The sequence below is a fragment of the Holophaga foetida DSM 6591 genome, assembly GCF_000242615.2.
GTDB lineage: Bacteria > Acidobacteriota > Holophagae > Holophagales > Holophagaceae > Holophaga > Holophaga foetida.
Genome location: NZ_KI912268.1, coordinates 1,430,957 through 1,456,236 on the forward strand (window position 1 = coordinate 1,430,957; position 25,280 = coordinate 1,456,236).

The 25,280-nt window shown below is 60.9% G+C and carries 26 protein-coding genes; 14 read left to right on the forward strand and 12 right to left on the reverse strand.

Features of this window, described 5'->3' with window-relative positions:
* Positions 1-10: 10 nt before the first annotated feature.
* The 7 genes from HOLFODRAFT_RS0206165 to HOLFODRAFT_RS22735 all read right to left on the reverse strand — a co-directional run bounded on the left by HOLFODRAFT_RS0206165 (position 11) and on the right by HOLFODRAFT_RS22735 (position 7,324).
* Positions 11-1,105 (reverse strand): ABC transporter permease, encoded by a 1,095-nt coding sequence (locus HOLFODRAFT_RS0206165; protein WP_005036612.1) that lies wholly within the window; start codon positions 1,103-1,105, stop codon positions 11-13.
* 4 nt (positions 1,106-1,109) lie between these two features.
* Entirely contained in the window at positions 1,110-2,240 is a 1,131-nt protein-coding gene (locus HOLFODRAFT_RS0206170) for an ABC transporter permease (protein WP_005036611.1), read from the reverse strand.
* On the reverse strand, positions 2,237-4,006 hold the full coding sequence (locus HOLFODRAFT_RS0206175; RefSeq protein ID WP_005036610.1) for an ATP-binding cassette domain-containing protein: 1,770 nt from the start codon (positions 4,004-4,006) through the stop codon (positions 2,237-2,239). Before HOLFODRAFT_RS0206175 ends, HOLFODRAFT_RS0206170 begins: the two co-directional genes overlap by 4 nt.
* On the reverse strand, positions 4,003-4,983 hold the full coding sequence (hlyD, locus tag HOLFODRAFT_RS0206180) for a secretion protein HlyD (RefSeq protein ID WP_005036609.1): 981 nt from the start codon (positions 4,981-4,983) through the stop codon (positions 4,003-4,005). The genes HOLFODRAFT_RS0206175 and hlyD overlap by 4 nt, the downstream gene beginning before the upstream one ends.
* Before the next feature lie 123 nt (positions 4,984-5,106).
* The gene (locus tag HOLFODRAFT_RS23865) at positions 5,107-5,718 is read right to left on the reverse strand and encodes a TetR/AcrR family transcriptional regulator (RefSeq protein WP_005036607.1); all 612 of its coding nucleotides are present in this window, start codon (positions 5,716-5,718) and stop codon (positions 5,107-5,109) included.
* Between the two features lie 178 nt (positions 5,719-5,896).
* Complete coding sequence (locus tag HOLFODRAFT_RS0206190; protein WP_005036605.1) at positions 5,897-6,400, reverse strand: IS1634 family transposase; 504 nt, start codon at positions 6,398-6,400, stop codon at positions 5,897-5,899.
* 102 nt (positions 6,401-6,502) lie between these two features.
* Positions 6,503-7,324: a helix-turn-helix domain-containing protein gene (locus HOLFODRAFT_RS22735; RefSeq protein WP_005036604.1), complete on the reverse strand. Its 822-nt coding sequence runs from the start codon at positions 7,322-7,324 to the stop codon at positions 6,503-6,505.
* 42 nt (positions 7,325-7,366) lie between these two features.
* Between HOLFODRAFT_RS22735 and HOLFODRAFT_RS25765 the strand changes: the two genes are divergently transcribed.
* Both HOLFODRAFT_RS25765 and HOLFODRAFT_RS19730 read left to right on the forward strand, forming a co-directional pair.
* On the forward strand, positions 7,367-7,609 hold the full coding sequence (locus HOLFODRAFT_RS25765) for a helix-turn-helix domain-containing protein (protein WP_005036603.1): 243 nt from the start codon (positions 7,367-7,369) through the stop codon (positions 7,607-7,609).
* 66 nt (positions 7,610-7,675) lie between these two features.
* Positions 7,676-9,139: an IS701 family transposase gene (locus HOLFODRAFT_RS19730; RefSeq protein ID WP_005036601.1), complete on the forward strand. Its 1,464-nt coding sequence runs from the start codon at positions 7,676-7,678 to the stop codon at positions 9,137-9,139.
* A 423-nt stretch (positions 9,140-9,562) separates the two neighbouring features.
* Here the strand turns inward: HOLFODRAFT_RS19730 and HOLFODRAFT_RS0206210 are convergent, their stop codons facing one another.
* Both HOLFODRAFT_RS0206210 and HOLFODRAFT_RS0206220 read right to left on the reverse strand, forming a co-directional pair.
* Entirely contained in the window at positions 9,563-10,567 is a 1,005-nt protein-coding gene (locus HOLFODRAFT_RS0206210) for a virulence RhuM family protein (protein WP_005036600.1), read from the reverse strand.
* Positions 10,568-10,649: 82 nt separating this feature from the next.
* Positions 10,650-10,913, reverse strand: a complete 264-nt coding sequence (locus HOLFODRAFT_RS0206220) for a type II toxin-antitoxin system Phd/YefM family antitoxin (protein WP_026939097.1) — start codon at positions 10,911-10,913, stop codon at positions 10,650-10,652.
* 146 nt (positions 10,914-11,059) lie between these two features.
* Between HOLFODRAFT_RS0206220 and HOLFODRAFT_RS0206225 the strand changes: the two genes are divergently transcribed.
* Entirely contained in the window at positions 11,060-12,448 is a 1,389-nt protein-coding gene (locus HOLFODRAFT_RS0206225) for an ApeA N-terminal domain 1-containing protein (RefSeq protein ID WP_005036597.1), read from the forward strand.
* 569 nt (positions 12,449-13,017) lie between these two features.
* Here HOLFODRAFT_RS0206225 and HOLFODRAFT_RS0206230 read toward each other — a convergent pair.
* Complete coding sequence (locus HOLFODRAFT_RS0206230) at positions 13,018-14,238, reverse strand: HD-GYP domain-containing protein (protein ID WP_005036596.1); 1,221 nt, start codon at positions 14,236-14,238, stop codon at positions 13,018-13,020.
* A 281-nt stretch (positions 14,239-14,519) separates the two neighbouring features.
* On the opposite strand from HOLFODRAFT_RS0206230, the gene HOLFODRAFT_RS0206235 reads away from it, so the two are divergent.
* The 5 genes from HOLFODRAFT_RS0206235 to HOLFODRAFT_RS0206255 are packed head-to-tail and all read left to right on the forward strand — an operon-like array spanning position 14,520 to position 16,689.
* Positions 14,520-14,807 (forward strand): ComEA family DNA-binding protein, encoded by a 288-nt coding sequence (locus tag HOLFODRAFT_RS0206235; RefSeq protein ID WP_005036593.1) that lies wholly within the window; start codon positions 14,520-14,522, stop codon positions 14,805-14,807.
* Positions 14,804-15,286, forward strand: coding sequence for a pilus assembly FimT family protein (locus HOLFODRAFT_RS24400; protein WP_005036592.1), 483 nt, complete (start codon positions 14,804-14,806; stop codon positions 15,284-15,286). The genes HOLFODRAFT_RS0206235 and HOLFODRAFT_RS24400 overlap by 4 nt, the downstream gene beginning before the upstream one ends.
* Before the next feature lies 1 nt (position 15,287).
* A complete protein-coding gene (gene radC, locus HOLFODRAFT_RS0206245) occupies positions 15,288-15,968 on the forward strand; it encodes a RadC family protein (RefSeq protein WP_005036591.1) in 681 nt (226 codons plus the stop codon).
* Between the two features lie 53 nt (positions 15,969-16,021).
* Entirely contained in the window at positions 16,022-16,297 is a 276-nt protein-coding gene (locus HOLFODRAFT_RS19735; protein WP_005036590.1) for an AbrB/MazE/SpoVT family DNA-binding domain-containing protein, read from the forward strand.
* The gene (locus tag HOLFODRAFT_RS0206255) at positions 16,297-16,689 is read left to right on the forward strand and encodes a PIN domain-containing protein (RefSeq protein ID WP_005036589.1); all 393 of its coding nucleotides are present in this window, start codon (positions 16,297-16,299) and stop codon (positions 16,687-16,689) included. Before HOLFODRAFT_RS19735 ends, HOLFODRAFT_RS0206255 begins: the two co-directional genes overlap by 1 nt.
* A gap of 338 nt (positions 16,690-17,027) precedes the next feature.
* On the opposite strand, the gene HOLFODRAFT_RS0206260 is transcribed toward HOLFODRAFT_RS0206255, so the two are convergent.
* Positions 17,028-18,881: an alpha-amylase family glycosyl hydrolase gene (locus HOLFODRAFT_RS0206260; protein WP_005036587.1), complete on the reverse strand. Its 1,854-nt coding sequence runs from the start codon at positions 18,879-18,881 to the stop codon at positions 17,028-17,030.
* A 348-nt stretch (positions 18,882-19,229) separates the two neighbouring features.
* On the opposite strand from HOLFODRAFT_RS0206260, the gene HOLFODRAFT_RS0206265 reads away from it, so the two are divergent.
* The 3 genes from HOLFODRAFT_RS0206265 to mtnA are packed head-to-tail and all read left to right on the forward strand — an operon-like array spanning position 19,230 to position 21,716.
* Complete coding sequence (locus HOLFODRAFT_RS0206265; protein ID WP_005036586.1) at positions 19,230-20,117, forward strand: S-methyl-5'-thioadenosine phosphorylase; 888 nt, start codon at positions 19,230-19,232, stop codon at positions 20,115-20,117.
* A 2-nt stretch (positions 20,118-20,119) separates the two neighbouring features.
* Positions 20,120-20,647, forward strand: a complete 528-nt coding sequence (locus tag HOLFODRAFT_RS0206270; protein ID WP_026939098.1) for an adenine phosphoribosyltransferase — start codon at positions 20,120-20,122, stop codon at positions 20,645-20,647.
* Position 20,648: 1 nt separating this feature from the next.
* Entirely contained in the window at positions 20,649-21,716 is a 1,068-nt protein-coding gene (mtnA, locus tag HOLFODRAFT_RS0206275) for an S-methyl-5-thioribose-1-phosphate isomerase (RefSeq protein ID WP_005036584.1), read from the forward strand.
* A gap of 627 nt (positions 21,717-22,343) precedes the next feature.
* Here the strand turns inward: mtnA and HOLFODRAFT_RS0206280 are convergent.
* Positions 22,344-22,688, reverse strand: coding sequence for an SCP2 sterol-binding domain-containing protein (locus HOLFODRAFT_RS0206280; RefSeq protein WP_005036583.1), 345 nt, complete (start codon positions 22,686-22,688; stop codon positions 22,344-22,346).
* 186 nt (positions 22,689-22,874) lie between these two features.
* Here HOLFODRAFT_RS0206280 and HOLFODRAFT_RS19740 point away from each other — a divergent pair, with 186 nt between their 5' ends.
* Genes HOLFODRAFT_RS19740 through HOLFODRAFT_RS0206295 form a run of 3 tightly spaced genes read left to right on the forward strand, consistent with a single transcriptional unit; the run spans position 22,875 to position 25,202 of the window.
* Positions 22,875-23,318: an RrF2 family transcriptional regulator gene (locus HOLFODRAFT_RS19740; RefSeq protein ID WP_005036581.1), complete on the forward strand. Its 444-nt coding sequence runs from the start codon at positions 22,875-22,877 to the stop codon at positions 23,316-23,318.
* Positions 23,319-23,328: 10 nt separating this feature from the next.
* A complete protein-coding gene (gene cysK, locus HOLFODRAFT_RS0206290) occupies positions 23,329-24,270 on the forward strand; it encodes a cysteine synthase A (protein WP_005036579.1) in 942 nt (313 codons plus the stop codon).
* Positions 24,267-25,202, forward strand: coding sequence for a serine O-acetyltransferase (locus tag HOLFODRAFT_RS0206295; protein ID WP_005036578.1), 936 nt, complete (start codon positions 24,267-24,269; stop codon positions 25,200-25,202). Before cysK ends, HOLFODRAFT_RS0206295 begins: the two co-directional genes overlap by 4 nt.
* The last annotated feature ends 78 nt before the right edge of the window (positions 25,203-25,280 follow it).

Here is a 25,280-nt window from a genome sequence, read left to right on the forward strand (position 1 = left end):
GGTGGTCCATTCAGGCAATGTGGCGACGGAACAGGGACAATGAGATGGAGAGGGTGCAGGTGGCGATGACGAGCATTGGCCATAAGAAGGGCCAGGCATCCGCAAACCCGAAGCCTTTCAGAAAGAGCCCCTTCGCCAGCGGAATGAAGTAGCTGAGCGGATTCATCCACGCGATCCACTGGAACACCGTGGGCATGTTCTCGATGGGGGACACAAATCCGGACAGGAGCACCGCAGGTGCCATGAAGGAGAAGACGCCGAGGAACGCTTGCTGCTGATTGGCGGAGATCGAGGAAATGAATAGCCCAATCCCGGCCAGCGCTAGCCCGTAGAAGATGATGGCCATCAGCAACGTGAGGATGGACCCGGTAAAGGGCAGGCCATACCCGAAGATGGCTGCCAGAACGATAAGTCCCGCTTGCCCCAGGGCGACCAGCACGCCGGGTATGGCCTTACCCGCCATGATGTAACCCGGCGTCAAAGGGGAGACCAGCAGTTGATCAAAGGTGCCCTCCTCACGCTCCCGAGCCACGGAAAGAGCCGTAACGGTCAGGCAGCCGATGGTCGTGATGATGGCAACCAAGCTCGGAACGATGTGCCATTTGAAATTGAGGTTTTGGTTGAAGAGATTCCGTATGTTCACGATCGACGTCGGGCGCACGCCATGCTCGGAGCGTGTGGCCTGGAGGATCTGCGAAACATAGCCAGATGCAATTTGTCCGCTGTTGGAATGACGGCCATCGATCAGGATCTGGACGGTGGCCGGTCGCCCCGCCTGGAGGTTCCGGGAGAGGTCCGCAGGCAGCCGCAGGGCCAGGAGAGCCTGCTGGCTGTCGATGCTGTCCTGCAAAGCACCATCACTATGCACGGCGATAATGCGCTCGAAGGCGGGCGTGTGAGTGAGTCGCTGAAGGATCTCGATAGAGGCCGGACCTCCATCCTGATTGTAGACAGCGATGGTGCTGTTCTTCACTTCCAGGGTGGCGGCCCATGGAAAGATCACGATCTGGAGCAGCACGGGAACCAACAGCATCAGGCGGGCTTTCTTGTCACCCGCCGTGACCTGGAGTTCCTTGACGATGAGTCGAAAGAGTCGCTTGAGCATGGTTTCAGTCCAAGGTTCGGCGGGTCTTCAAGGCGGTGAGGCCGATCCAGAAGACGGTCAACGCAATGAGCCAGATGGATGCATAGCCCTGGACCGACCCCAGATTGCCGACCTGGAACAGGGTCTGAAGGGAACTGGAAAGATAGCGAGCCGAGATGAACCGCGTGATGACCCGGATGGGCATAGGCATGCTTGAAATCTCGAACACGAACCCGGAGAGCATCAGCGCAGGCAGGAAGCCCGCTGTGAGCGCTGCCAGGGCCGCATTGAATTGGCTGCGCATGACGGTGGAGAGAAACAGTCCCAGGCCGAGAGTGCTGCCGAGGAAGAGGGTGGATACGCCGAATAGCACGAACAGGGAACCTCGAAATGGCATGCCCATTACGAAGACGGCCACCAGCATGCAAATCACCATCGCGATCATGCCCAGCCCGTAATAGGGAATGATCTTCGAAACCAGCAGCTCTGTGCGGGTCACCGGCGTCGCCAGAAGTGCCTCCATGGTTCCTCGCTCCCACTCCCGTGCCACGACCAAGGACGTGAGGAGGGCTCCGATGATGGTCATCACCACGGAAATGGAGCCGGGAACCAGGAAATTGCGGCTGATGGCGGAAGGGTTGAACCAGGAGCGTGTTCGAACCTCCAACCCAGGGGGTTGGGTTCGCCCCTGGTCGCGTGCCAGACTCTGTTGCCAGGATTCCCAGGCCCCCTGCACATAGTTGCCGACGAAGGCTGCGGTATTGGGTTCGGAACCATCGGCCAGGACCTGTAAGGATGCCTTGCCCTGTCCCTGTGCCATGCGGATGCTGAAATCGTTTGGAATGACCACGACACCTCGGAGATTTCCGCGGGCCATCTGTTTGACCAGAGCCTCCCGGGAAGGACCCGAGTGGACTTCAAAGGCTTTCGAAGCACTCAGAACCTGTTCGAAACGAACCGCTGCCGGTCCCGCATCTTCGCGCAAGACACCGATCCGGACATGGTCAGCATCGAGATTGATGGCGTAGCCCATCACGAACAGGAACACCACTGGAAGGATGAAGGCCACGAGGATGCTGCTGGGGTCACGGACGATCTGATAGGACTCCTTCCGGCATAGCGCAAGGAGGCGACGGAGGGAGGGGCTGAGGTTCATTGGCTCACCTTCGCTTCACGTTCGCGGTCCGCTCGCAGGACCAGTTCGATGAAGGCGTCTTCCATGGTTGGATTCGAGCAGTCAGGGGTGACAACCATACCCTTGAGGTCATCCGGTGTACCCATGGCGATTCGTTTCCCCCGGTAGATCAAGGCAATGCGGTCGCAGTACTCGGCTTCATCCATGAAGTGGGTGGTGACCATGATGGTCACGCCCTTCTGGGCCAGGCCGTTGATGTGGGTCCAGAACTCCCGCCGGGTGACCGGATCCACGCCTGAGGTCGGCTCGTCCAGGAAGAGAATTTGAGGCTCATGCATCACCGCACAGGCGAGCGCCAGCCGCTGCTTGAACCCCAGGGCGAGGTCCACGGTCTTCGTCTGGAGGAATGGGCGGAGTCCAAACGCCTCCACCAGCTCATGGATCTTCTCCTTCTGCTGCTGCCCATCCAGGCCGTAGATTCCGGAGAAGAAGACTAGGTTCTGCTCGACGGTCAATCCGAGGTAGAGAGAGAACTTCTGGGCCATGTAACCCAGCCGCTGCCGGGCCTCGGAAGGGCTGAATTTGAGGTCGAGCCCCATCACCAGGGCTTGGCCCTCCGTGGGCTTCAGCAGGCCGCACTTCATCTTGAATGTTGTCGATTTGCCTGCGCCATTGGGTCCAAGGAGACCGAAGATCTCTCCCTTGGACACCTTAAAGCTGACATGGTCCGTGGCCGTGAATTCACCAAAACGCTTGGTGAGGCCTCGCGCCTCGATCACGGCTTCTGGGTCGATTGAAGCAGGTAGTTCCACGGGCTTGGTCACTGCGGCGAGGGCCGAATCACCTCCGTGGACGCCTCCGAGGCGGCTGATGAAGGCATCCTCCAGACGGGGATCGACTTCCACTAGCACGGCATCCGGACCGGCTTCCATGGCCGCAAGATCCGGGAACCGACCGACCTCACGGATAACCACTCGGACATTCGCTCCCTGAATGACTCCATCGACCACTTCTGGGTCGTGAAGTGCCTTGCGGAGAACCTCGCGACGTTGAGCCTTGAGATTGGCCACATGGAGGCATCGTCCCCGCATTTGGTCCATGAGTTCCTTCGGCGTTCCGCTAGCGATGATGTTTCCTTTGTTCATCAGCCTGACGTCATCGCAGAGTTCGGCCTCATCCAGGTAGGCGGTGCTCCACAGAATGGTTAACCCTTCGCTGGCCAATCCCCGCACCATCCGCCACAACTCTCGCCTGGAGATGGGATCGACCCCCACGCCAGGCTCGTCTAACAGAAGGACCCGAGGCGAACCAAGCAGGGTGCAAGCGAGCCCGAGTTTCTGCTTCATGCCACCCGAAAGCTTGCCGGCGAGGCGGTCCGTGAAGCGTGCTAGATCCGTGAATGCCAGCATCTGCTTGAAGCTGCGCTCTCGGTCCTCCCCAGTCACGTTCCTGAGATCTGCATACAATACGAGGTTTTCGAGAACGGACAGGTCCTCGTAGAGCCCGAACTTCTGAGGCATGTAGCCAACCTGGTCCCGAAGGAAGTCCCCCTGGGTGAAGGGGTCCATATCGAGAACACGAACGCTTCCTTCGGTGGGCTGGAGAAGACCCGCGAGTGTTCGAAGCAGAGTAGTCTTACCTGCGCCATCCGGGCCCACCAGGCCGGTGATGGTGCCTGCATGAAAGCTGGTGGTGAGGTGATCCAGTGCCGGAGGAAGGCCTGGGGCAAAGGTCTTCACTAGGCCGCGCACCTCCAAGGCGGCGCCTGTCGAAGGTGGGATGTTCATTTCGCAAGCCTCACGGTGACGGGCATGCCCTGCCGGAGCTGGCCGTCCACATTTTCCACCACGACCCGTAAGCGATAGACGAGCGATGTACGGAGGTCAGAAGTCTCGACCGGCTTTGGGGTGAATTCCGCCGTAGGCGACACAAATCCGACGGTGCCCTTGTAGGCCTTGTCCGGGCTGGCATCTGTGTGCAGCGTCACCTTCGTTCCGGGAGCGAAGGTGCCGAGTTGAGACTCGCTGACATACGCCCGGACCCACACCGGATTTGTCAGAGAGAGGCTGAATGCGGGGGTGCCGTTCTGAACCATCGTGCCTTTCTCGATGGACCGGCAGAGGATCACGCCGTCGCTGGGCACCGTAAGCACCGCATCCTTCAATGCAAGGCGCGCCGCGCGTGCCTGGGCTTGGGCTTGTCGTAGCTGGGCATCGGACTCTGCCACCTCTTCCTTGCGGAAGCCTGTGGTCATGGTGCGCACCTGTTCCTCCATCACCTTTACCTGTGCGGCAGCCTGATCCCGTGCCGTCTGGGCGCCGTCCAGGGCTTTCTGGGGGGCAGCACCTTCGGGTGCCAGCGCCTGCTGACGCGCCAATTGCCGTTCAGCTTCCGCGAACGCGGATTTCGACGAAGCCAGACGCGCCTTGGCCTGCTCAATGTCCTCGGTACGGAATCCGTGATGAACCAAGCTGTTGCGAGCGGCAAGCGCGGCCTCGGTTCCTTCGGATGCTGACAAGGCGTTCTGGAGGGGTTCCGCGTCGAGTGCGGCAATGACGTCCCCGGCCTTTACGGTGGCCCCTTCATCGACATTGAAGGCGGAAACGCGGCCTGCAACACGGAATGCGAGTGTCGCTTCCCGGATATCGACATTGCCATAGATGGTGCCGTTCTTGGCGGCTGCATCATGCTGGCGGTACCAGGAGATCCCGGCCGCGGCGACAACCAGCAGGGCTGCCGGGACGATAATCGCTTTCTTGTTCATGGAGACCTCGTGGGATGAGCGGGGGGACGAGTAGGGTTGGGGCGGCTCTGCGAGTGAATACACGCCTTCTAGGCCGCCTATTCAGGACGGAGACGAAAGGGAAAGCTGGGGGCCAGTAAGGGACTACTTGGTGGTGCCTTGACCCTGGGATCCGATCAAGGTCCGGATGGACTGGAAAATGATCTGGGGATCCAGGGGGAGAGCCGGCCTCTGGTCGCAGTTCATCGCGGAGAGGAACGCAGCGTGCTGCATGGTGCCAACGAAAAGAACCAGGAGATGCTCGGCTGGCACATCCTTTCGAATGTCCCCGGACGCGGCCCCCTGAGCGATGGCATCCAGCACGAACTTTCGAGTGCGCAGGACGAAGGCATAGATCTGCTCGGCAGCCGCCTCAGGAAGAGCTTTGGAAAATTGATCCGAGAAGATAAGGCGCGCCACACCACCATGTCGGGTCACCGCCTGGATCCTTGCCACGAAGAGTTGTGAAAGGCGCTCCAGTGGCGGAAGGGCTTCATCTGGGAATGTCTTTCCCATCAACTCGAGCACGCGCTCGCCTACCGCACACAGGATCTCTTCTCGCGACGCGAAATGCCGAAAGGGCGCACCGGATGAAACTCCCAGTTCTTTCGCAAGCGCCGTAGTAGTGAGTGATGAGATACCGCGGTCGCCAATGATGCGGATGGCCGCGTCGGCGATTTCGATTCGGTTGAGGGTCGTGGTGCGTTTTCCTGGCATCAGTGGTTGCTCGTGAAGTGGAAACATGGAGCAGGATGGCCGGTACTACGAGGCCTGAAAATAGTGTAAGTAAGTTATTACTCTCGTCAAGAGGATTCGGAACAGCTTTCTGATCTACCAGGCACGCTTTCGGTTCCTGTTCCTCCGGCGCCGCTCCTTCCTGAAGTTCCATATTGAATCAGCGAGAGTCCCCTTGATCTGCTTGGGTTTGTCGCAGAAGCGGGAGCAAATCCTCTCTCCGGCGAATGTTGCGCTCCTTGGTGAAGGGGGTGAAGCAGGTGATGAGGCGCTCTCCAGGGAAGTCGGGATGCTGGACCTCGGCTACCTGATGGGTGTCGAACAGGCTGGGGGTGATCACCCTGGCCTCGGCCAGCTTCCGGACACTGGCCGACTTCAGGGCTGTGATCCAGTCCAGGCCGATAGGCTCCAACTCCTTGTGGATGGTGGTCTCGGAAACCATTCCTCGATCCCCCACCAGCACCACATGATCCATTCCGAACCGGACCTTGAGTTTGTCGATCTGACTCCCTACAGTCTTGTGGTCGTTGATAGCGCCATCGAACACCTCCACCGCCACCGGAGCGCCCTCCGCACTGCACAGCAGTTCATAGGTGAACTGCATCCGGTCGCCTCGGTGGTCCCGGCTGTAGCCGAACTTGACCAACCTCCTCGACTGGCTCACGCACGCCCTCCATGCGAACATCGAAGGCAAGCAAGCTCCAACCCTCGCCTGAGCTTGGGGTGGGAAAGTGTTCGGACCACTGTGGAGGCCTGAACGCTTGGACTAAAACGATATTGGATCATTGGTCTGATCCCCGAAGAGTAGCCAATTAAGCGAAAGTCCTGCTGCGATTGCTAGTCGGGCAATTTGATCAAAATTTAATGTGCGCTTTCCGCCTAGAAACTCGCGAAGGCTGCTTTCTGAGACCTCTGCTTTGGCCGCAAGCGCCTTCAGATCAATCTGGGCTCTCAAGATTTGTTCCAGTCTCCGCCTACGATCAGTGTTGTCCGCGCTGGGCAACCCATCGTCGCGCATATCAGCGCCGAGGATTGGGTCGTGACCCGGCAAGTATTCTCGTTGACCTGGAAACAGGTGCAACTTCGCTGGCTCCGGAGCAAAGAACACACTCTCACCCTTCTCCCCAAAGAGCAGCCAGGAGGGTGATTTGTTGGCTGCATGAGCAACTCGCATGGCCTCATCGATGGTGAAACTATCATTTCGCCCTTTCTTGGCCTCTTCTAGGTAGAGGATGTTGACGCTACACCGCTCTGCAAAGTCGCCAAGGTCGGGCTGGCCCTCAAGGATTTGTCGCAGACGGGCTCGTCGAGCCTTCACCAGTTGCACCAACTTGTCTTCGGAGCTGTCAGGGGGCGGCCCCTGACCAGCGACCAACCATTCCAAGGGAACCTTGAGGGCCTTAGAGAGGGCAACAAGGGCGCTTCCACCGGGATTGCGCGATGTTGTTTCCCATCTAGCGATGCTCGCCTTGGCCACATCAACCGCAGTTCCTAGCCCTTCTTGGGTGAGTCCGCGATGCTTTCTGGCGGCGCGGATCCGTTCACCAATGGTCTCGAATGATTCCGAATGGTTATTTTTATCTTGCATGAAGGTTCCCGATGGTTATCCTTGATGTCAAGGAGGTGACTTATGTTACCTCATCCGCCAGGATGGCATCCCGAAGATACCAAAGCGGCCCTGCGAAAGTTGGGGTGGACCCAGCAACGTATCGCCGACGAACTCGACCTTTGCCGACGAACGGTCCTTCTGACCATCCAGAACGGGCGGTCGGAGTGTGTCTGCGAGTTCATCTCAAAGCTACTTGGCGTTCAGCCCCAGGACATATGGCCGTCCCGATATCGACTGGTCAGAACCCGCCCCAAGGACGAGTAACCCACAACAAAAAAGCGGGGTTGCAGCCCCGCTTGTAGCCCGCCACTGCCGTGGCAAGGAGTGCTTGTGAACGCTAAAAGGAAGTATGGCGCCCGCCAGGCGCCTAGGCAAGCCACGCCAGAAAAAGCCTCGTTTATGGATCACTTCCGGGGACTGCTAACGAGCTGGGAGCCAGCATTCAAGCAATTTCGGACCTTTGAACGGGTCGTGAATGCAGTGGTTGGCCTTTTGGTGTGCCAGGGAAGGGGAACGTTAACTAACTCGATTATGTATCGAGGCCAAGAGCAGGCCGATTGGAGTGCAGACTACAAGGCTTTCAATCGCTCCGAGTGGAAGGCCTCGGAACTCTTCAGGGCGGTGCTTCTTGAGGCGATCAAGGAACAGCCCGTCAAGGCACCCCTGGTGCTGGCCATGGATGACACCAGCCTCCCGAAGACTGGAACAAAGATTCCCCAGGCTCGATGGTGTCATGATCCGCTGGCCCCGAAATTCCTGGATATGCCCATTCAGTGGGGCATTCGAATGCTGCACGCGGCCATCATCGTCCCGAACTACATCAATCACAGACCTCTGGCACTCAGCGTGGCTTTTGAGCCCATCCCCGCAGTCGAGAAGGTCAAAAACAAGGAAGGCCTATCTGAGGCGGAATTGGCAGCTCTCGAAGCTGCCAAAAAGGAAGCAAGCCTAACAACGCGGGCAGTCCGTTTGATCGCAAACATCCGGAAGTCACTGGATGAGAGCGGTGAAAAGCGAAGGAAGCTCCTCATCGTCGCGGACAGCAGTTTCACCAATGGGGCCACGATTGCTCATTTGCCTGCAAACACAGAGTTCATCGGGCGTTTCAGAAAGAATGCCCGCATCTATGCACCCACCGAAAAAAAGGAAGGGAAAAGGATTTATGGCGAAGTCCTCCCAACACCGGAGCAGTTTCGGCAGGATCTGGAGATCCCATTTCAGAGCGTAGAACTCCATTACGGGGGTGGCCTCCGGGAAATCCGATTCAAGGAAATTCAGAATGTTCTCTGGAAGGATGGGACACGTGGGCAGGTGATGCGCCTCCTCATCGTGATGCCCATTCCTTACAAAGTGGTTGGCCGCAGAAAGCGAGGCTACAACAACCCCGCCTATCTCTTGACCACTGACCTAACGTCACCCGCCGCCCAGCTCGTTCAGGCCTATCTGGACCGTTGGCAGATCGAAGTGCTGCACCGGGATTTGAAGGCGGGCATCGGAGTGGGTCAGGTGCAGGCTTTCAGCCATGCGGCAAACGAGAGGGTTCACGGTGCGACAGTAGCGGCCTACTCGATGCTCAATCTTGCCGGTCTTCGCACATTCAATGGGAAGCGAACCAAGGACTATCCTGATCTGCCAGCTTGGCGGAAGCGAAAGCCACCTATGCGACCCAGCCAGCATGACTTGGTGTCGATGTTGCGAAACAACCTCACAGACGTGTGGACTCAAGAGCAGCGGCGAATGAGGCGCCCAAAAGGCTGGGTGCTCTCTCACCACGAGACCTACCAGGCCGCTTGATCCGCCACGCATAACTAGGAAGCTCCCGAATGCCCCGAAAGGGGCTGCGGGAGCTTCTGGACATGTAACAACAGGGCGAACAAGAAATCGAAAAAGATCGATCTGACCCTGCCTGAAGCCGACCTGGGAATGACTACCAGAGGGAATGTCACCCGTTGGCGCCAGCGTGCGGAACCTTCGCTGGAAAAAACGGTGACATGTCACGAGACCCGAAGCCGCTGATTCAATAGGGGAGCCGTCGGAACCCTAATTCCCACGGTCGTGGTGGTCCCGAAAAAGGTCCAAACTCCAGAAAAAGGACCTGGAGAAATCCAGGTCCTTTTTGCATTGAACCGCCACACCTTTTTTCGGAAAGGGGCCGTGTTCCGAACTTGTCCTGAAAGCCTTTGCGGAAGGAGTGCACAAGCATCCGCGAACTGGGCCTCAGTTCGTATTGCGAGGCCCCTTGGCCTGAAGGGCAATGGATTCCAACGCCTGGATGTCCTCCGCATCGGCGGCCAGAGCCTCCGCCTCCCGGCGCTTCTCATCAAAGCGTTCAAAGCGCTCGTGGACAATGGCCCTCATCGTCTCGTGGCTGACACTGCCGACATGGGTCAGCACAGGGCGGTCGTTGAAGGCCAGCAGGCGGTCCACCTGCTCGCGCCAATACGCCAAGCTGAGGGGCTTCCGGTCCTTGACGCGCAATTCGGCTTGCTCCAGGAAGATCACCACCAAGCGGTTCAAGGTGTCCACCTCGTCGACGGTCAGGTAGTTCTTGGCGACCACGACGTCCAGCTTGCGGACCCAAGGGCCACTCCATGACCTCAGGGCCATGTTGGGTGCTTCGGGATCAGCCCTGGCCACCACCAGTTCCGCCGCAGTCTTCTCGGTGACCGCGTAGAGCAGCTTGTTCTGGACCTCCGCGAAGAAGAGATGGGCACTGGCATCGTTGGCCCGGTAGTCGTCGCTGAGAGCGAAGAGATCCCGCACCTTCTGATAAAAGCGCTTTTCCGAAGCCCGGATCTCCCGGATCCGTGCTAGCAGCTCATCGAAGTAATCCCATCCGCCGGGGTTCTTGAGCCGTTCGTCATCCATGACGAAGCCCTTCACCAAGTATTCGGCCAAGTGGGCCGTAGCCCACTGGCGGAACTGCGTGCCCCTCGGGGATCGCACCCGGTAGCCGATGGCCAGGATCATGGGCAAGTTGTAAAGTTTGACTCTGTAGTTCTTGCCATCAGCGGCAGTTGTCAAGGATTCCTTGACAACTGCCCCCTGGCCCAGCTCCCCTTCCTCCAGGATGTTCCGGGCGTGAAGGCTCACGTTCTGCTTGGTGGTAGCGAACAGCTCTGCGATGGCCGCCTGAGAGAGCCAGACTGTGCCCCCTTCAGCACGGAGCTGGACCTGGGCTTGGCCATCCTCGGTCCGATAGAGCACGACATCTTCACTCATCGGGTGGTCTCCAGTTCCAGGCAGGGAAGATTCCCCAAGATCTCGCGCATTTCACGGCGGGCTCGTGTCGTGAAATGGATGTTCAACGGTGCCATGTGGCAAGCTCCGCCTTGATCTCCTCCCAAGAATGCATACGACCTTCCGCGATATCCCGTTCGCCTTCGCTCAAGCCCTCGATGATCTGAGCGCGGCGAGCCATCGCCTCGAAGCTGGCCACATCCATGAGCACCCCAGCGGCCTTTCCATGTTCAGTGATGACCATGAGTTCACGATCCTGGCGAAGTTCGTCAAGGATCTTGCCTGGTTGGCGTTTGATATCGGTAATGGGAACGAGGCGTGGAAGCATTTGGCACCACCTTTAGTACCCAAGTTCGCACTTTATGCAGCCTCGCGCAAGATGCCACATCCATGAGCAACCCGAGCCTTACCATCTACGCCCCCCCGACAGACCTTCCAGCCTGGAATACTCAAGGAAGAAGAGGGGATTGAACGATGACAGACCTGGCTCTGGATGCCCAGTTTGCAGTCATGGGGCAATGGCACCGTCCCGAGGAGCCCGGAAAAGTCCTTCACGGACAGCTCAGCCGCTCACCGAAAGGAGTGGAACTGAAGCTGGATGGGGCGTTCTGCGAGGTGGAGGAGGCCTTCGAGGGCCAGTTGCACGCGTACCCCATCATCCACGGCGTCAGCGAGGATTTCGGAGCCGTAACCCTCCTGCAGGCACACCAGTCCGGGCTATCGAGGCACATCCGCCCCACCGGGGTGCAGGTCTTCGAAAAGATCGGGGCTTGGGCACTTCTGGTCGGAGGGCACGTTTCCCTGTCCCACCTGTACCCCAGGATGCGATTCCGGATTCCCGGTCTGCACCTCTGGCTGGCCCGCCCTCTGGTGAAACGGTCTTTGGAGATGAACCCTGACTCTGACGAAAAGAACTGGGTGTACCGGATCGCGGAGCTGGATGCGTGGAGCACGCGAATCCAGTGCATTGGCGCAACCCTGGACTGGGAGATCGTCGGCCGCGAGACCAACACCAGGGATCCCTATTCGGGAATCCAGCTGGAGGTCTCCGGGTGGACAACGCTGCGGCCCGATTCCCCCAAGCCCCTGGAATGGTATCTGGAACAGCAGGACAAGATCGCCTTCATGCTGGCCTGGCTGGCCGGGAGCACCATGTCCGCCGACCAGATCGAGGCCTTCGTTGACGAATCCCCCAACAGAGCCTCCCTGCTGCTGAAGAATGACCGAACCCCATGCGCCTTTGATCGGCTCTGGAAGTTCTTCCTGCCGAGATCGGCCACGGGTATGGAATTGAACGAAATCGTCTCCCGATGGTTCAACGTCTTTCCCGAGATCGAGAAGCCATGCAGACTGGCCCACAGCATCTTCGCCTCCGAGAACTTGTGGATCAACCTCAAGTTTCTCATGTGGATACAGGCGCTGGAGGGATTGCATCACGGCATGGAGGACGCTGTCCTCATGGACACCTTGCCCAAGGACGTCCCGCTGCCCACCTCGAAGAAGAAGCGGCAACCGCTTCAGGAGCGCCTTGATGCCCTGGCCGCCATAGTGCCCCAACCCTATCGCCATTGGGTTCTAGGTGCTGAGGATACGATCCCCCACACCTGGATCAGGACTCGCAACTATTACACCCATTGGTACAAGGATCAGGAGGAAGGGACCCTGAGTGTCCAGGAGATGCATGTGGCCAATGTCCGGATGGAACACCTGAGCCGAGCCCTGTTCCTGGTCCTAATGGGTGTCTCCGGCGAGGCCTTGGCGGCAACGGTCAAGGGGTCGAGCGAAACGGCTCAGGAACTGCTGGGAATCAATGCCGCTCAGGTGAAAAACAGGTTTGTCGTTCATGCCTCCGCCATGGAATAGAAACCGCCGTGGAAAAAGCAGAACCGGCCGCGGATAAATTGGATAAACGCGGATAAAGAAGTGGTCTACGGGCGGGGCACCTGGGCCTGCCCCGCAACGCGGGGGCGGACGGCGAAGCCGCCCGCGTTCAGCAAGGGAGAGGGAGGCGGAGGCAAGCGAGCTTGCCATAGCCTCCCTCTCCCTTGCTGAACCAGTCCCAGGCGCCCAGGTGGACTTCCTTGCTCTGCCATGAAAGGGGGGACCGCCTGCTCGCTGCGCTCGCGATGTCCCCCCTTTGACCCCCACGTGGTGGCCGGGCAAAGCCCGACCATCACGTCTGTGTGCATCCTGTGCATCGGTGGTTAAAAATGCCTTTGCTTTTCCAAGAGCGGAGAGATCAAGCTTCGCAACGCCGATAACTGGGGCGTCCTTTATCCGCGTGCATCCAATTTATCCGCGGCCAACATGCTTTTCTCCTGCGAAAAAGGTCGATCCGTGGCCTTTGAGCGGAACGGATACAAAACAGGTAGGCATTCAGCCCGACAACCGGATTCCTGTTTGCAAACAGTGTCCAGAGCCCTCGTGTGCCATTAATTGACAGCCAGTGTCAGATAACGAAAGGGGTCGATCCTCCAACTCTCCGGATTCTCGTTGCCCACGATGCTGTCCCCGCCGGACTCGGGACGGGAGAGGTCGAGGTCCACCGGGCTCACGAGCTGGTTCCGCCTGATATCGAAGACCACCCGCACAACGGGATAGAGAAGGCCGGCCTCGCTCTGTTCCACCACCACCGCCAGACGCTCGCTGTCCAGCTTCACCAGGGAGCCCACGGGATAGATCCCAAGGGCCTGGATGAAGTGCTGGACCAGTGCCGGGTCGAAGTGGTTCTCCCCCCACTCGAAGAGCTTGCTGAGGGCCAGACCGGGCTCCATGCCCCGGTGATAGACGCGATTGGAGGTGATGGCGTCGTAGACATCCACGATGGCGGCCATCTTGCCGAGGGTGCTGATCTCAGCGTCAGCCAAGCCGAGGGGATAACCTGCCCCTTTGAATTTCTCGTGATGCTGCCCCGTCACCTGGAAAACCGTTGGCGAGATCCCTGGGGTCTGCTGGAGCACCTCCAGGCCAAGGGTGACGTGGGACTTCATGGTCCCGAACTCCTCGTCCGTCAACTTGCCGGGCTTGTTCAGGATGTGATCGGGCACCCTCATCTTGCCGATGTCGTGGAGCATGCCCCCCATGCCCGCCAGCTGGATCTGGTCCCGGTCCATGCCCATGTAGCGGCAGAAGGTCACCAGCAGGGCACAGACGCTGACGGAGTGCTGAAAGGTGTAGGTATCCCCCTCCTTGATCCGGCAGAGGCTCACCAGGGTGCCCTGGTTGCGGAGAATCGAATCCGTGACCTGGGCCACCACAGGCTCCATCCGCTCCACCTGGATCTGCTTGCCCAGGCGGACATCCGTCAACATGGAATGGATCACCTTGTTGGCCTCGCCATGGATGGCCTTGGCCACGGCCAGTTCCTCCTTGTGGCTGGTCGTATGTCCCAGGTTGGCCGCAGCGGCAGCGATGTCCGTCATGGAGTCGTGGATCTTCTGCTCCACCTCCTGCTGCGTGGGCCCGTCGGCATCGATGCCCTTGACGGTGTCGATGTAGAGCTCGGTGATGCCGCTGGCGTGGATCTTCTGGAGATCCTCCTCCTTGCGGAGCATGAAGCGGCTGCGGAAGAAGTTGTGATCCATCCATCCACAGTTGAGGTCGTGGATGTACATCCCGAGCTTGAGATCTTCCTTGCGGACCTTCTTGATCATTCATTCACCTGGCAATGCATTTGAGAACATCATCGCCCCGGAGGGCCGAAAGCGCGAATCGAAACTTACCGGTCTTCGATGCTGTCGCTGGGGCAGATGCGACACGAACTCACACGGTCCAATTATCAAGATGAATAGTTCTACATAGGCGCCGCCGCAAATCGATGTAAAAAAATTAATACACAAACATTTTGCCGGTTGTTCAGCAAACATTTTGATAAATGAATTTACATCACGGCACGACCTTTGATTTCCGGGAAGCACCTTTCTCAGGAGAAACCGTGCCCAGAATCCTTCGGACCGCCGTCCTCGCCCTTGCCCTGCCCCTTTTTGCGGGTGACAGAACACCCCAGGCCCCCGTCAATATCAACACCGCCAGCGTGACGGAGCTGATGCAGCTTCCCAAGGTGGGTGCCAAGACCGCAGAGCGGATCGTGGCCTACCGCAAGCAGCACGGGGGCTTCAAGCGAACCGAGGAACTCATGAACGTGAAGGGGATTGGTGAGAAATCCTTCGCCAAGCTGCGCACCCATCTGAGTGTCGGCACCAAGCCAGCGAACAAGCCATGAGCGGCCAGGGGTTCACCCTGGCGGAAACCTCCATCACCCTTGGGATTGTCGGAATCCTCGGAGCCTGCGGAATCAGCACCCTGGATCTCGGTGGGGGGCTTGCCCTCACGGGTTTCCAGGTGGAACTCCAGGGGAGCCTGGATCAGGCCTTCCACCTGGCCAGGGCCCGGGGCTCCAATGTGACGGTGGTCCTGAACTCCCAGGCGGCCCAGGACATCATTCCCCTTCAGCTCCCCCGGGGAGTCCACTGGGGAAAGCTCCCGGAAGTCCCCCTGCCCTCGGGCATGGATCCCACGGTCAAGGCCGCCACCACGGGCCTTGCCCATGCCCGGATCACGGTCACGCCCAGGCGGACCGCCACAGCCTCCGCCTGGTTCCTCCACGACGGGCGGGATGTCCTATGCATGCGCTTGTCGGGGCATGGACGAGTCCAGATGCTTCGCTGGAAGGCTTCCCAGCAGAAATGGACGAGGTGCTGAGATGCGGATGATGGATCTCTCCCCCGAACTCCGCCCCAGGGAGCGCCTGCTGGCGGGCCAGGGAGACGAGTTGGGCGATGCGGAGCTTCTGGCGCTCCTGTGGGGCACGGGACGCCAGGGACGCAACGCCGTGGAGCTGGCCCAGGAGATCCTGAGCCGGGCCGGAGGGCTGGCGGGGCTCCTCTCCCTGGGACTGAACGACTGGAAGGAGACCCCGGGGTTGGGACCTGCCCGGGCCTGCCAGCTGTGGGCCGCCCAGGAGATCTGCCGGAGGAGCCAGCGGGGCGGCCCCCGCCCTCGGATTACCAGTCCCAGGGCCGCAGGTGAATACCTGCTGCCGCGCTGCCAGGGCCTGGGCGAGGAGCGCTTCGGGCTCCTGGCGCTCAATGCCAAGGGCGAACTGCTTGCGGAGCGTGTCATGAGCCAGGGCACCGCCACCGGAACCCTGGTGAGCCCCCGGGAGTTCTTCCGGGAGGCCCTGCGCTACGGCGCCACTTCGGCCCTGGCGTACCACAACCACCCGTCCGGCGACCCCTCCCCCAGCCGCGAGGACGCCCTGCTGACCAAGCGGCTCCGCTCCGCTGGTGAATCCCTGGGGGTTCCCCTGGCGGACCACCTGATCCTGGGGCGGGAGGCCTACCACAGCTTCCGGGCAGCGGAAGGATGGGATGCGTCCGGATGAAGAGAGTGGTGAGTAAGGCAAAATTACCTAAAATGTAAAGCGGAGGTCTTATAATGCTCCGCAGTATTCCTTACATTCCAGCAACGAAGGTGGAGGCCACCGTGAGCTCCAAGGGCCAAGTGACGCTGCCCAAGGCCCTGCGAATCCATCTCGGCATCCAGACCGGTTCCCGACTCCGCTTCAGCCTTGACCCCCTCGGGGGATTCCGGGCAGATCCGGTGCTCTACGACCTGGAGGACATCTGGAAGATGGCGGACGAAGGCGCCCACCCCGGGGATGTCCTGAGTTTCGAAGAAATGGATGCCGCCAAGGCTCGGAGGACTTGGTAATGATCGTTGCAGACACGAATGTATGGGCCCGCGCATTCCTCAACGACGATGCATCCCAGACATCGAAGGCTCGCAAGGCGCTGGCCGATGGACAGGCCAGAGGCGGGGTTTTCGTCCCGTTGATCGTCCTCGCCGAGCTTTCATGGGTTCTCCGGGCCAGGTGGGAACGGGAACGGATTCTGGACACCCTTGAGGGCCTGCTCCACACCCGTGGTGTACTCGTGGAATCACCCGCCTTTGCCCAGGAAGCGATCGAAGCCACCCGGCAAGACGGTCTTGGAGGCTTTGCGGACCACCTCCTGGCCCAGGTCGGCTTCACCAACGGGGCCAGGGAAGTGGTCACCTTTGATAAGATGTTCGGAAAAGCTTCGAAAGTCAGGCATTTAACATAGGGTGCCTGCATGCGTTCAGGGCTCTGCCATGGACCAGAACCGTTCGCAAAAGCAGCACCGTCCACAGACACCGATAAAGAAATGGTCTGCTGGCGGGGCACCTGGGCCTGCCCCGCAACGCGGGGGCGGACGGTGAAACCGCCCGCGTTCAGCAAGGGAGAGGGCGGCAGAGGCACGCATGCGTGCCATCGCCTCCCTCTCCCTTGCTGAACCAGCCCCAGGTGCCCAGGTGGACTTCTTTGAGTCGGTGTCCATCCCCTGTATCTGTGGATGAAACCGCTTTTGCTTCTCTCCTCGGTGAAATCGCGATTCTTGGCGCAATGAACGCCTACGGGTGGCTATTCCCACACCTCAACCCCGGACGCCTGAAGGGTCAGCGACACAGCCCGTCCGTTCCGGGGCTCCACCATTACCTTCTGCCCAATACGCGTGGCATCTGTGGAATACAGGCAGGTCAGTTCAAAGTGCTCCCTCTGAAGCCCCGCATCCAGGGTCACCCAGGCGGTCCGGGCCTGATCGCAGTCCGTGTTGATGGCCACCAGGATTTCCTGGCGGTCCAGGATGCGTGACCATGCCACCAGGGATCGCAGTTCCCCACCCAGCATCTCAGGCACCCCGAAATCGATCCCGTTCCCGGAGATGGGACGCAAGTACTGCCGTCCTCGGCGGAGGGCGAGCTTCTCGGCGCGGAGGGCCAGGATCCTGGCGAGTTCGGCGTAGGCTGGACTCTCCTCGTTGAAGAAGTGGCGCTCCCTGCTCTGCATGGAACCGAAGGGGCCGCCGAACATGCACTCCCGGAGGAAGACATCATTGCCGTCCGCCTCGGCCTCAGCCGCGCCGTTGAAATACTGCTCGGAGCCGTAGTAGACGCAGGGAATCCCGAGGGTGAGGGCATTCAGGGCCATGACCGAGAGGATGCTCTTCCGTCCCTGCTCCCCGGCACAATAACGGGCCTTCCCCTTCCCCTTGCGAACCTGATCGTGGTCATCAAAGAGGGTCACTACCCTGTCCCGGAACCAGACATGGGAATCCTTGTTCACGAGCATGGAGTTGCGGAAGAGGCCGAAGTAGTCCGAGGGGTTGCGGTAGCCCTTCACCAGGTATTCCAGCTTGTCCGGGATGTCGTCGATGCCAAGGGCGGCATCGAGTCCCGTCATCTCCAGGGTGTCAAAGGCCCGCTCCCGCCCCCCGGTGATCTCCCCCAGGAGGAAGAACTTCTCCTTGCCGAGGGTCTGGGTGAACTCCCGGATCATGGAAGCGAAGAGCCGTGTCGCACCGAGCTCCATGTGCTTGACGGTATCGATGCGAAAGCCGTCGAGATCCGCCGATGCGATCCAGTATCTGCAGCACTCGACCAGGGCGAGGAAGGCGGCAGAGGGTTCGAAGGCCCCCACGTCCCCGCTGCCGTGATGGATGTCCTTGAGGTCGCAGAAGTCTCCCTCCCGGAACTCCGGGTCGTGGTCCCAGTTGGAGATCCGCCCCTTCCGGGAGAAGGTCTCAGGGTTCTGGAGCTCCTCGGGCCAGATTGCACCATAGGGCCAGGCCTCCTCCGAGGGTGCGAAGGGCAGCGAGGGGAGGCCCTTGGCGTCATGGAAGCCCGCCACGGGGTAGGGCTGACCGTCCCATCGGGGATCGAAATACCCCGAATCCCCCTGCGGAACCCAGTAGCGATCGGGCCTGTAGGAGAAGACGTTGCCGGAGTGATTGAGGATGATGTCCAGGATCACGTAGATCCCCACCGCGTGAGCCCGGTCCACCAGACGGCGCAGATCGGCTTCCGTCCCGAAGTGTGGGTCGATGGAAAGGAAGTCCTGCACCCCATAGCCGTGATAGGTGGGCTGGAAGGCCACCTGCTGGAAGATGGGACTGACCCAGATGGCCGTGACCCCGAGGCGCTTCAGATAGCCCAGCTTGCTCTCCAGTCCTTTGAGCGTGCCGCCGCACCAGCCCCGCCCAGCCTCGGTCCAGGCGGCCCGCTCCGCCGTCCCCTCGTCCCGGGGCTGGAAGAGGGGCGTGGTCCCCTTCTCCACCACCTTCCCTTTCAGGTCCAGGTAGTGCTTCTCCTTCCCGTCCGAGAATCGGTCCACCATCAGGAAGTAGAAGACCTGGTCCTCCCAGGCGGCGGGCGAGGGCGTGTAGGCCCGGTCCGTGAGTTCATGCCAGTCGATATCGGAGGTGTTTCGGAGCGTCATGGCCGTCCCTCGCAGTGATCGTTGGCATTGCGACCCATGCACGCCATACGATTGGCGTATTTTTACCAAATGAAGCCATACATCACAAGACATTTAAGCAACACAAAGCCTTATGCCAACCCCGACATAAAAGAAGAGCCATAGCCACAGCCCAAAAGCAGAAAAAAAAGCATTTAGCCAGGATGAAGGGGATGAAAGGGATACCGAAGCAAAGAAGGAGGCCTTGGTCAACCAAGGCGCACCGAGCCGACGCGCCAAGCAATCAGACCAGAGAAGATTCCATCGATTCCCCATGCCCGCAGAGGCTCCATCTGTGAAATGATTTTTCAATCGAGGGAGCAAAGCGGTATGAGCGGAAGCAACGGAACCCCGGTCATCGGGGTCATCGGCGGCAGTGGGGTCTATGACATCGAAGGCTTGGAGAACAAGCGATGGGAGCGGGTGGCCTCGCCCTTCGGCGAGCCCTCCGACGAGCTCCTCTTCGGCGAACTGAAGGGCCAGGCCATGGTGTTCCTGCCCCGCCATGGGCGCGGGCACCGCATCTCCCCCACGGGCATCAATTACAGGGCCAACATCGACGCCATGAAGCGGGCCGGTGTCACGGAGATCGTGTCGGTGAGCGCCGTAGGCTCGCTACAGGAGCACCTGCCCCCGGGCACCTTCGTCATCGTGGACCAATTTATCGACCGCACCTTCGCCCGGGAGAAGAGCTTCTTCGGGACGGGACTGGTGGCCCATGTGGCCTTTGCCCACCCTGTCTGCTCCCGCCTGGGTGACCATCTGGAGGCCGCCGCCCGGGAGGCGGGGCTGAAGGTGGCCCGGGGGGGCACCTATGTGGCCATGGAGGGTCCCCAGTTCTCCACCCTGGCGGAATCCCGCCTCTACCGCAGCTGGGCTTGCGATGTGGTGGGCATGACCAACCTGCCGGAGGCCAAGCTGGCCCGGGAGGCCGAGCTCTGTTACGCCACCGTGGCCATGGTCACGGACTACGACTGCTGGCACCCCGACCACGACAGCGTGACCGTGGAGGCCATTGTCAAGGTGCTCACGGCCAACGCCGAGAACGCCCGCACCCTGGTTCAGCGGGTGGCGCCCCGCCTCTCCTCCGATCCCCATGGGCCGGCATGTGCCTGCCGCCGCGCCCTTGACAACGCCTTCCTCACCGCCCCCGAACGCCGCGACCCCGCCCTGCTCCAGAAACTGGACGCCGTGGCTGGTCGCCTTCTGAAGCCATGACCATGCCCATCAAGTCCCGCATCCGCACTGTCCCCCACTACCCCAAGCCCGGCGTCATGTTCCGGGACATCACGACCCTCCTCAAGGATCCGGTGGGCTTCCGTATCACCATCCAGGAGCTCGTCAACCGCTACTCCGGCGCCAGGATCGACAAGATCGCCGCCATCGAGTCCCGGGGCTTCATCATCGGCTCGGCCCTGGCCTTCCAGCTGGGGGTGGGCTTCGTCCCGGTCCGCAAGCAGGGCAAGCTTCCGGCGGAAACCGTGGGGCACGACTACGAGCTGGAATACGGCACCGACCGCGTGGAACTGCACACCGACGCCATCTCCAAGGGGGACCGCGTCCTGCTGGTGGATGACCTCATCGCCACCGGCGGCACGGCGGAAGCCACCTGCAAGCTCATCACCAGCATGGGTGGCGAGGTGGTGGAGTGCGCCTTCGTCATCGACTTGCCAGACCTCGGGGGACGCAAGCGCCTTGAGGGCCACGGCCACAAAGTCTTCGCCCTCTGTGAGTTCGAGGGGGACTAGGATGACCGACCATGGCGTGGAGACGCTCCGCTGGCGCGAGGGATGTCTGGAGATGATCGATCAGCGGATCCTCCCGGCCCGCTTCGAGTATCTGGCCTACCACGATGCCGCCGGGGTGGCCGAAGGCATCCGTTCCATGGTGGTCCGGGGGGCACCGGCCATCGGCTGCGCGGCGACCTACGGCATCGCCCTTGAGGCCATGAAATACCGTGCGACCTTCCCCGAGGCCTTCGAGGACGCCCTGGAGCATGCCTTCGTGGTGCTCGCCGCCAGCCGTCCCACGGCGGTCAACCTCTTCTGGGGCCTGAAGCGCATGAGGCGCTGCTGGGAGGCCCAGGCCCATCTTCCGCCCCCTGAGATCGCGGAGGCCCTCCTCCAGGAGGCCCATGAGGTCTTGGCGGAGGATATCCGCATCAACCGGGCCATGGGCGCCCATGGAGCCGCCCTCCTGGCCGATGGTGCCCGGGTGCTGACCCATTGCAACGCAGGAGCCCTGGCCACCGCCGGACACGGCACAGCCCTGGGGGTCTTCCGATCCGCCGTGGAGGCGGGCAAGCGCATCTCCGTGATCGCCGACGAGACCCGCCCCTTCCTCCAGGGGGCCCGGCTTACGGCTTGGGAGATGGTGCAGGAGGGCATCCCCGTCACCCTCATCACCGACAACATGGCCGGACACCTCATGAGCCGGGGTGAGATCGATGCGGTCATCGTCGGCACGGATCGCGTGGCCGCCAATGGCGACGTGGCCAACAAGATCGGCACATACATGGTGGCGGTCCTGGCTCGACGCCACGGCATCCCCTTCTACGTCGCCTGTCCGCTATCAACCATTGATATCGAAATCCCCGATGGCAACGCCATCCCCATCGAGGAGCGGGCCCCCGAGGAGGTCACGGGCTTCCGGGACTGCCAGTGGGCTCCAGCAGGAGTCACCGTGCGGAATCCCGCCTTCGATGTGACCCCCGCGGAACTGGTCACGGCCCTCATCACCGAGAAGGGCGTGCTCATGGAGCCGAACCTGGAAAGCCTGAAGCAGTTCCTGGGCGGGGGAGCGGAGGAAAGCCACTGAGTCGCTGTCCAGAAATCCTGGCCATGCCATGAAAAGACACCACTAACCTGCAGCTAGTTATGTATTTGAGTTGTCGATCGCCTAGTGATCGTAGCCCAGTTGCTTCACGCTCCTGGACAATTGGATTTACCGCTTGTTGGCAAGCTTTATCCCCTGAATCCCCTTCATCCTGGCTACTCCCTTATTTTGTATCCGTTCAGCTCGAGAACCGAGGAGCGCGATTTCCCTGAGGAGAAAAGCATGTTGGCCGCGGATAAATTGGATGCACGCGGATGAAGGACGCGCCGGTTATCGGCGTTGCGAAGCTTGATCTCCCCGTTTCAGCCTCCGACGCGCAGGATGCACACAGATCAGAGAAGTCCACCTGGGTACCTGGGACTGGTTCAGCAAGGGAGAGGGAGGCGGAGGCACGTATGCGTGCCATAGCCTCCCTCTCCCTTGTTGAACGCGGGCGGCTTCGCCGTCCGCCCCCGCGTCGCGGGGCAGGCCCAGGTGCCCCGCCCGTAGACCACTTCTTTATCGGCGTTTATCCAATTTATCCGCGGCCGGTTCTGCTTTTCCCACCGTTCCTATTCCATGGCGGAGGCCTGAACGACCACGGCTGAACAACCTCATCGGAAACGATCACTAGGACAGGCTCTTCATTAGTTTACCGAAGCCCTGGCCGAAGGTCTCAAGACCGGCGGCCTTGAGCTTGCCGGACTTGCCAGCCTCGTCGTGGGTGAGTTCGCCGGCATGCATGGCGTCGAAGATGGCGTGGGGCGCGGTGACGGTGAAGGTGGGGGCGGGATGGCCGCCCTCCACCAGGGTGGCCTTGCCCTGGTCGAAGATGACGTGGAACTGGCCAGCTCCATCCTCACGGAAGTCAAACTGCATGACACCCTGGAGGCCGGATTCCACGACCTTTTCGGGATTGCGGGCAAGCTTGCCGCGGAATTCGGCAACGAGTTCCGGGAAGGTCTGGTGAGCCATGGGGATTCCTTTCGTGGACAGTGAAGCTTACTGTTATGAGCGCCAGTCTATATCCGCAACCCGCCCAGCCGTTGTGACCTGCAACACATCTATGCGATTCCCCGATGACACAAACTACCAACTCTACCGATCAGAAATAGATATAATGAGCCCGTACGCCCCAGGGCGCCTCCGGAGCACCAGGATATGAAATTCTCCACCCGCGCCATATACGGAATGAGGGCCATGCTCACCTTGGCCCGGGAGCACGGACGCGGCTCCATGTTCCTCAAGGACATCGCCGAACGGGAGAACCTGCCCGGCACCTACATGGAGCAGTTGATGGTCCCCCTGCGCAAAGCGGGTCTGGTCCAGGCGGTCCGGGGCGCCAAGGGTGGCTACACCCTCGCCCGGCATCCCTCGGAGATCCCCGTGAAGGTTCTCCTGGAGGCCCTGGAGGGTCCCCTGACGCTCTCGGACTGCCCCGGCGGTTCCGGGTGCTGCGGCCACCCCGAAACCTGCGTCCTCAAGGAGCTCTGGCAGGAGGCCAGCACGGCCATGAACCAGGTCTTCCTGGAGACCTCGCTGGCCACCCTGCTGGAACGCCAGCGGGCCAAGGAACAGAACCCCATCCTGAACTATTCGATTTGAGAGGGAAGCCATGAATATCGCACCGGATATCACTCGCGTCATCGGCCGGACCCCCCTGGTGCGCCTCAACCGGGTCGTGGGAGACAGCAGGGCCACGGTTCTGGCGAAGCTGGAGATGTTCAATCCGGCCAACAGCGTGAAGGATCGCATCGGCGTCGCCATGATCGAAGCCGCCGAGCGGGAGGGCAGGATCAAGGCGGACACCATCCTGGTGGAGCCCACCAGCGGAAACACCGGCATCGCCCTGGCCTGGGTCGCCGCCGCCAAGGGCTACAAGATCGCCCTGGTGATGCCCGAGTCCTTCAGCCTGGAACGCCGCCAGGTGCTCCGCCACCTGGGCGCCAGCCTCATCCTCACCCCCGCTGCCGAGGGCATGCCCGGCGCAGTCAAGAAGGCTGAGGAACTCGCGGCCTCGGATGCCCGCTACCTCCTGCTCCAGCAGTTCGGCAACCCAGCCAATCCCGCCATGCACCACCGGACGACCGGCCCTGAGATCTGGAACGATACCGATGGCACCGTGGATGCCCTGGTGGCGGGCGTGGGCACGGGAGGGACCATCACGGGGGCCGGCTCCTTCCTGAAGGAACTCAAGCCCACCCTGAAGGTAGTGGCGGTGGAGCCGGACGCCTCCCCCATGATCAGCCAGGGAAAGCGGGGGCCCCACGGCATCCAGGGCATCGGAGCGGGCTTCATCCCCGAGGTCCTCGACGTCAAGCTGCTGGATGAGGTCGTGACGGTTTCCAACGAACAGGCCATCCAGACCGCCATCCGCTTGGCCCGGGAGGAGGGGCTTTTCGTGGGCATCTCCAGCGGTGCCGCGGCCTGGGCTGCCATCCAGCTGGCCCAGCGTCCCGAGTACGCCAGCAAGACCATCGTGGTGATCCTTCCCGATGCCGGGGACCGCTACCTCAGCACTCCCGCCTTCCAGGCCGTACTCACGGAACAGCCATGACAGAGATCGATTTCTCCCCTCTGGTCGGAGCCATCGTCACCAGCTACAGCGAAGATGCCAGCACCCGGCATGTGGATTCGGGCAGCCTGCCGGATCGGGATAGTGTCATCGAGCTCCTGAAGCAGTTGCGGGAACTGATCTACCCTGGCTACTTCGGAAAGCAGGATCTGGATTCCTGCACCCTGGAAAACCATGTGGGGGAGCTGCTGGAGTCCATCCACAGCAAGCTCCACAGCCAGATCCGCAACGCCCTGGTGCATCGCTCGCTGCGCCACCGCGTGAGGTTGCCGGACGTGGACGGCAAGACCCAGGAGATCGTCCTGGAGTTCCTGGGTACCCTGCCCCGGCTCCGGGCCATTCTGGCGACGGATGTGGCGGCGGCCTTCGAAGGGGATCCGGCGGCGGGGGACACGGACGAGATCATCTTCTCCTACCCGGGCCTCCTGGCCACCACCATCCAGCGCATCGCCCATGAACTGCACCTCCTGAAGGTGCCTCTGATCCCTCGGATCATGACCGAATACGCCCACTCAGTGACAGGCATCGATATCCATCCGGGAGCCACCCTGGGGGAGTATTTCTTCATCGACCATGGCACCGGTGTTGTGATCGGCGAGACCACGACCATCGGTCGCCATGTGAAGCTCTACCAGGGTGTGACCCTTGGGGCCCTATCCACCCGGGGGGGCCAGACCCTGCGGGGGGTCAAGCGCCATCCCACCCTCCAGGACGACGTCACGGTTTATTCCGGAGCTTCGATCCTCGGTGGCGAGACGGTCATCGGACAGGGGGCGGTCATCGCCAGCAACGTGTTCATCACCCAGTCCGTGCCGGCCCACACCCGGGTAAGTACCAAGAACCCCGAACTCCAGTACAAGAACCGCAGGTCCGAGGAATTTGTCCAGGAGATGCCCCACGACTGGGTGATCTGAACCCGAATACCGGCTTCGTTCATCCGCAGCATGAGGTCAGCAGCCTTCGCCATGGAAGAGGATCGGTGAAAAAAGCAG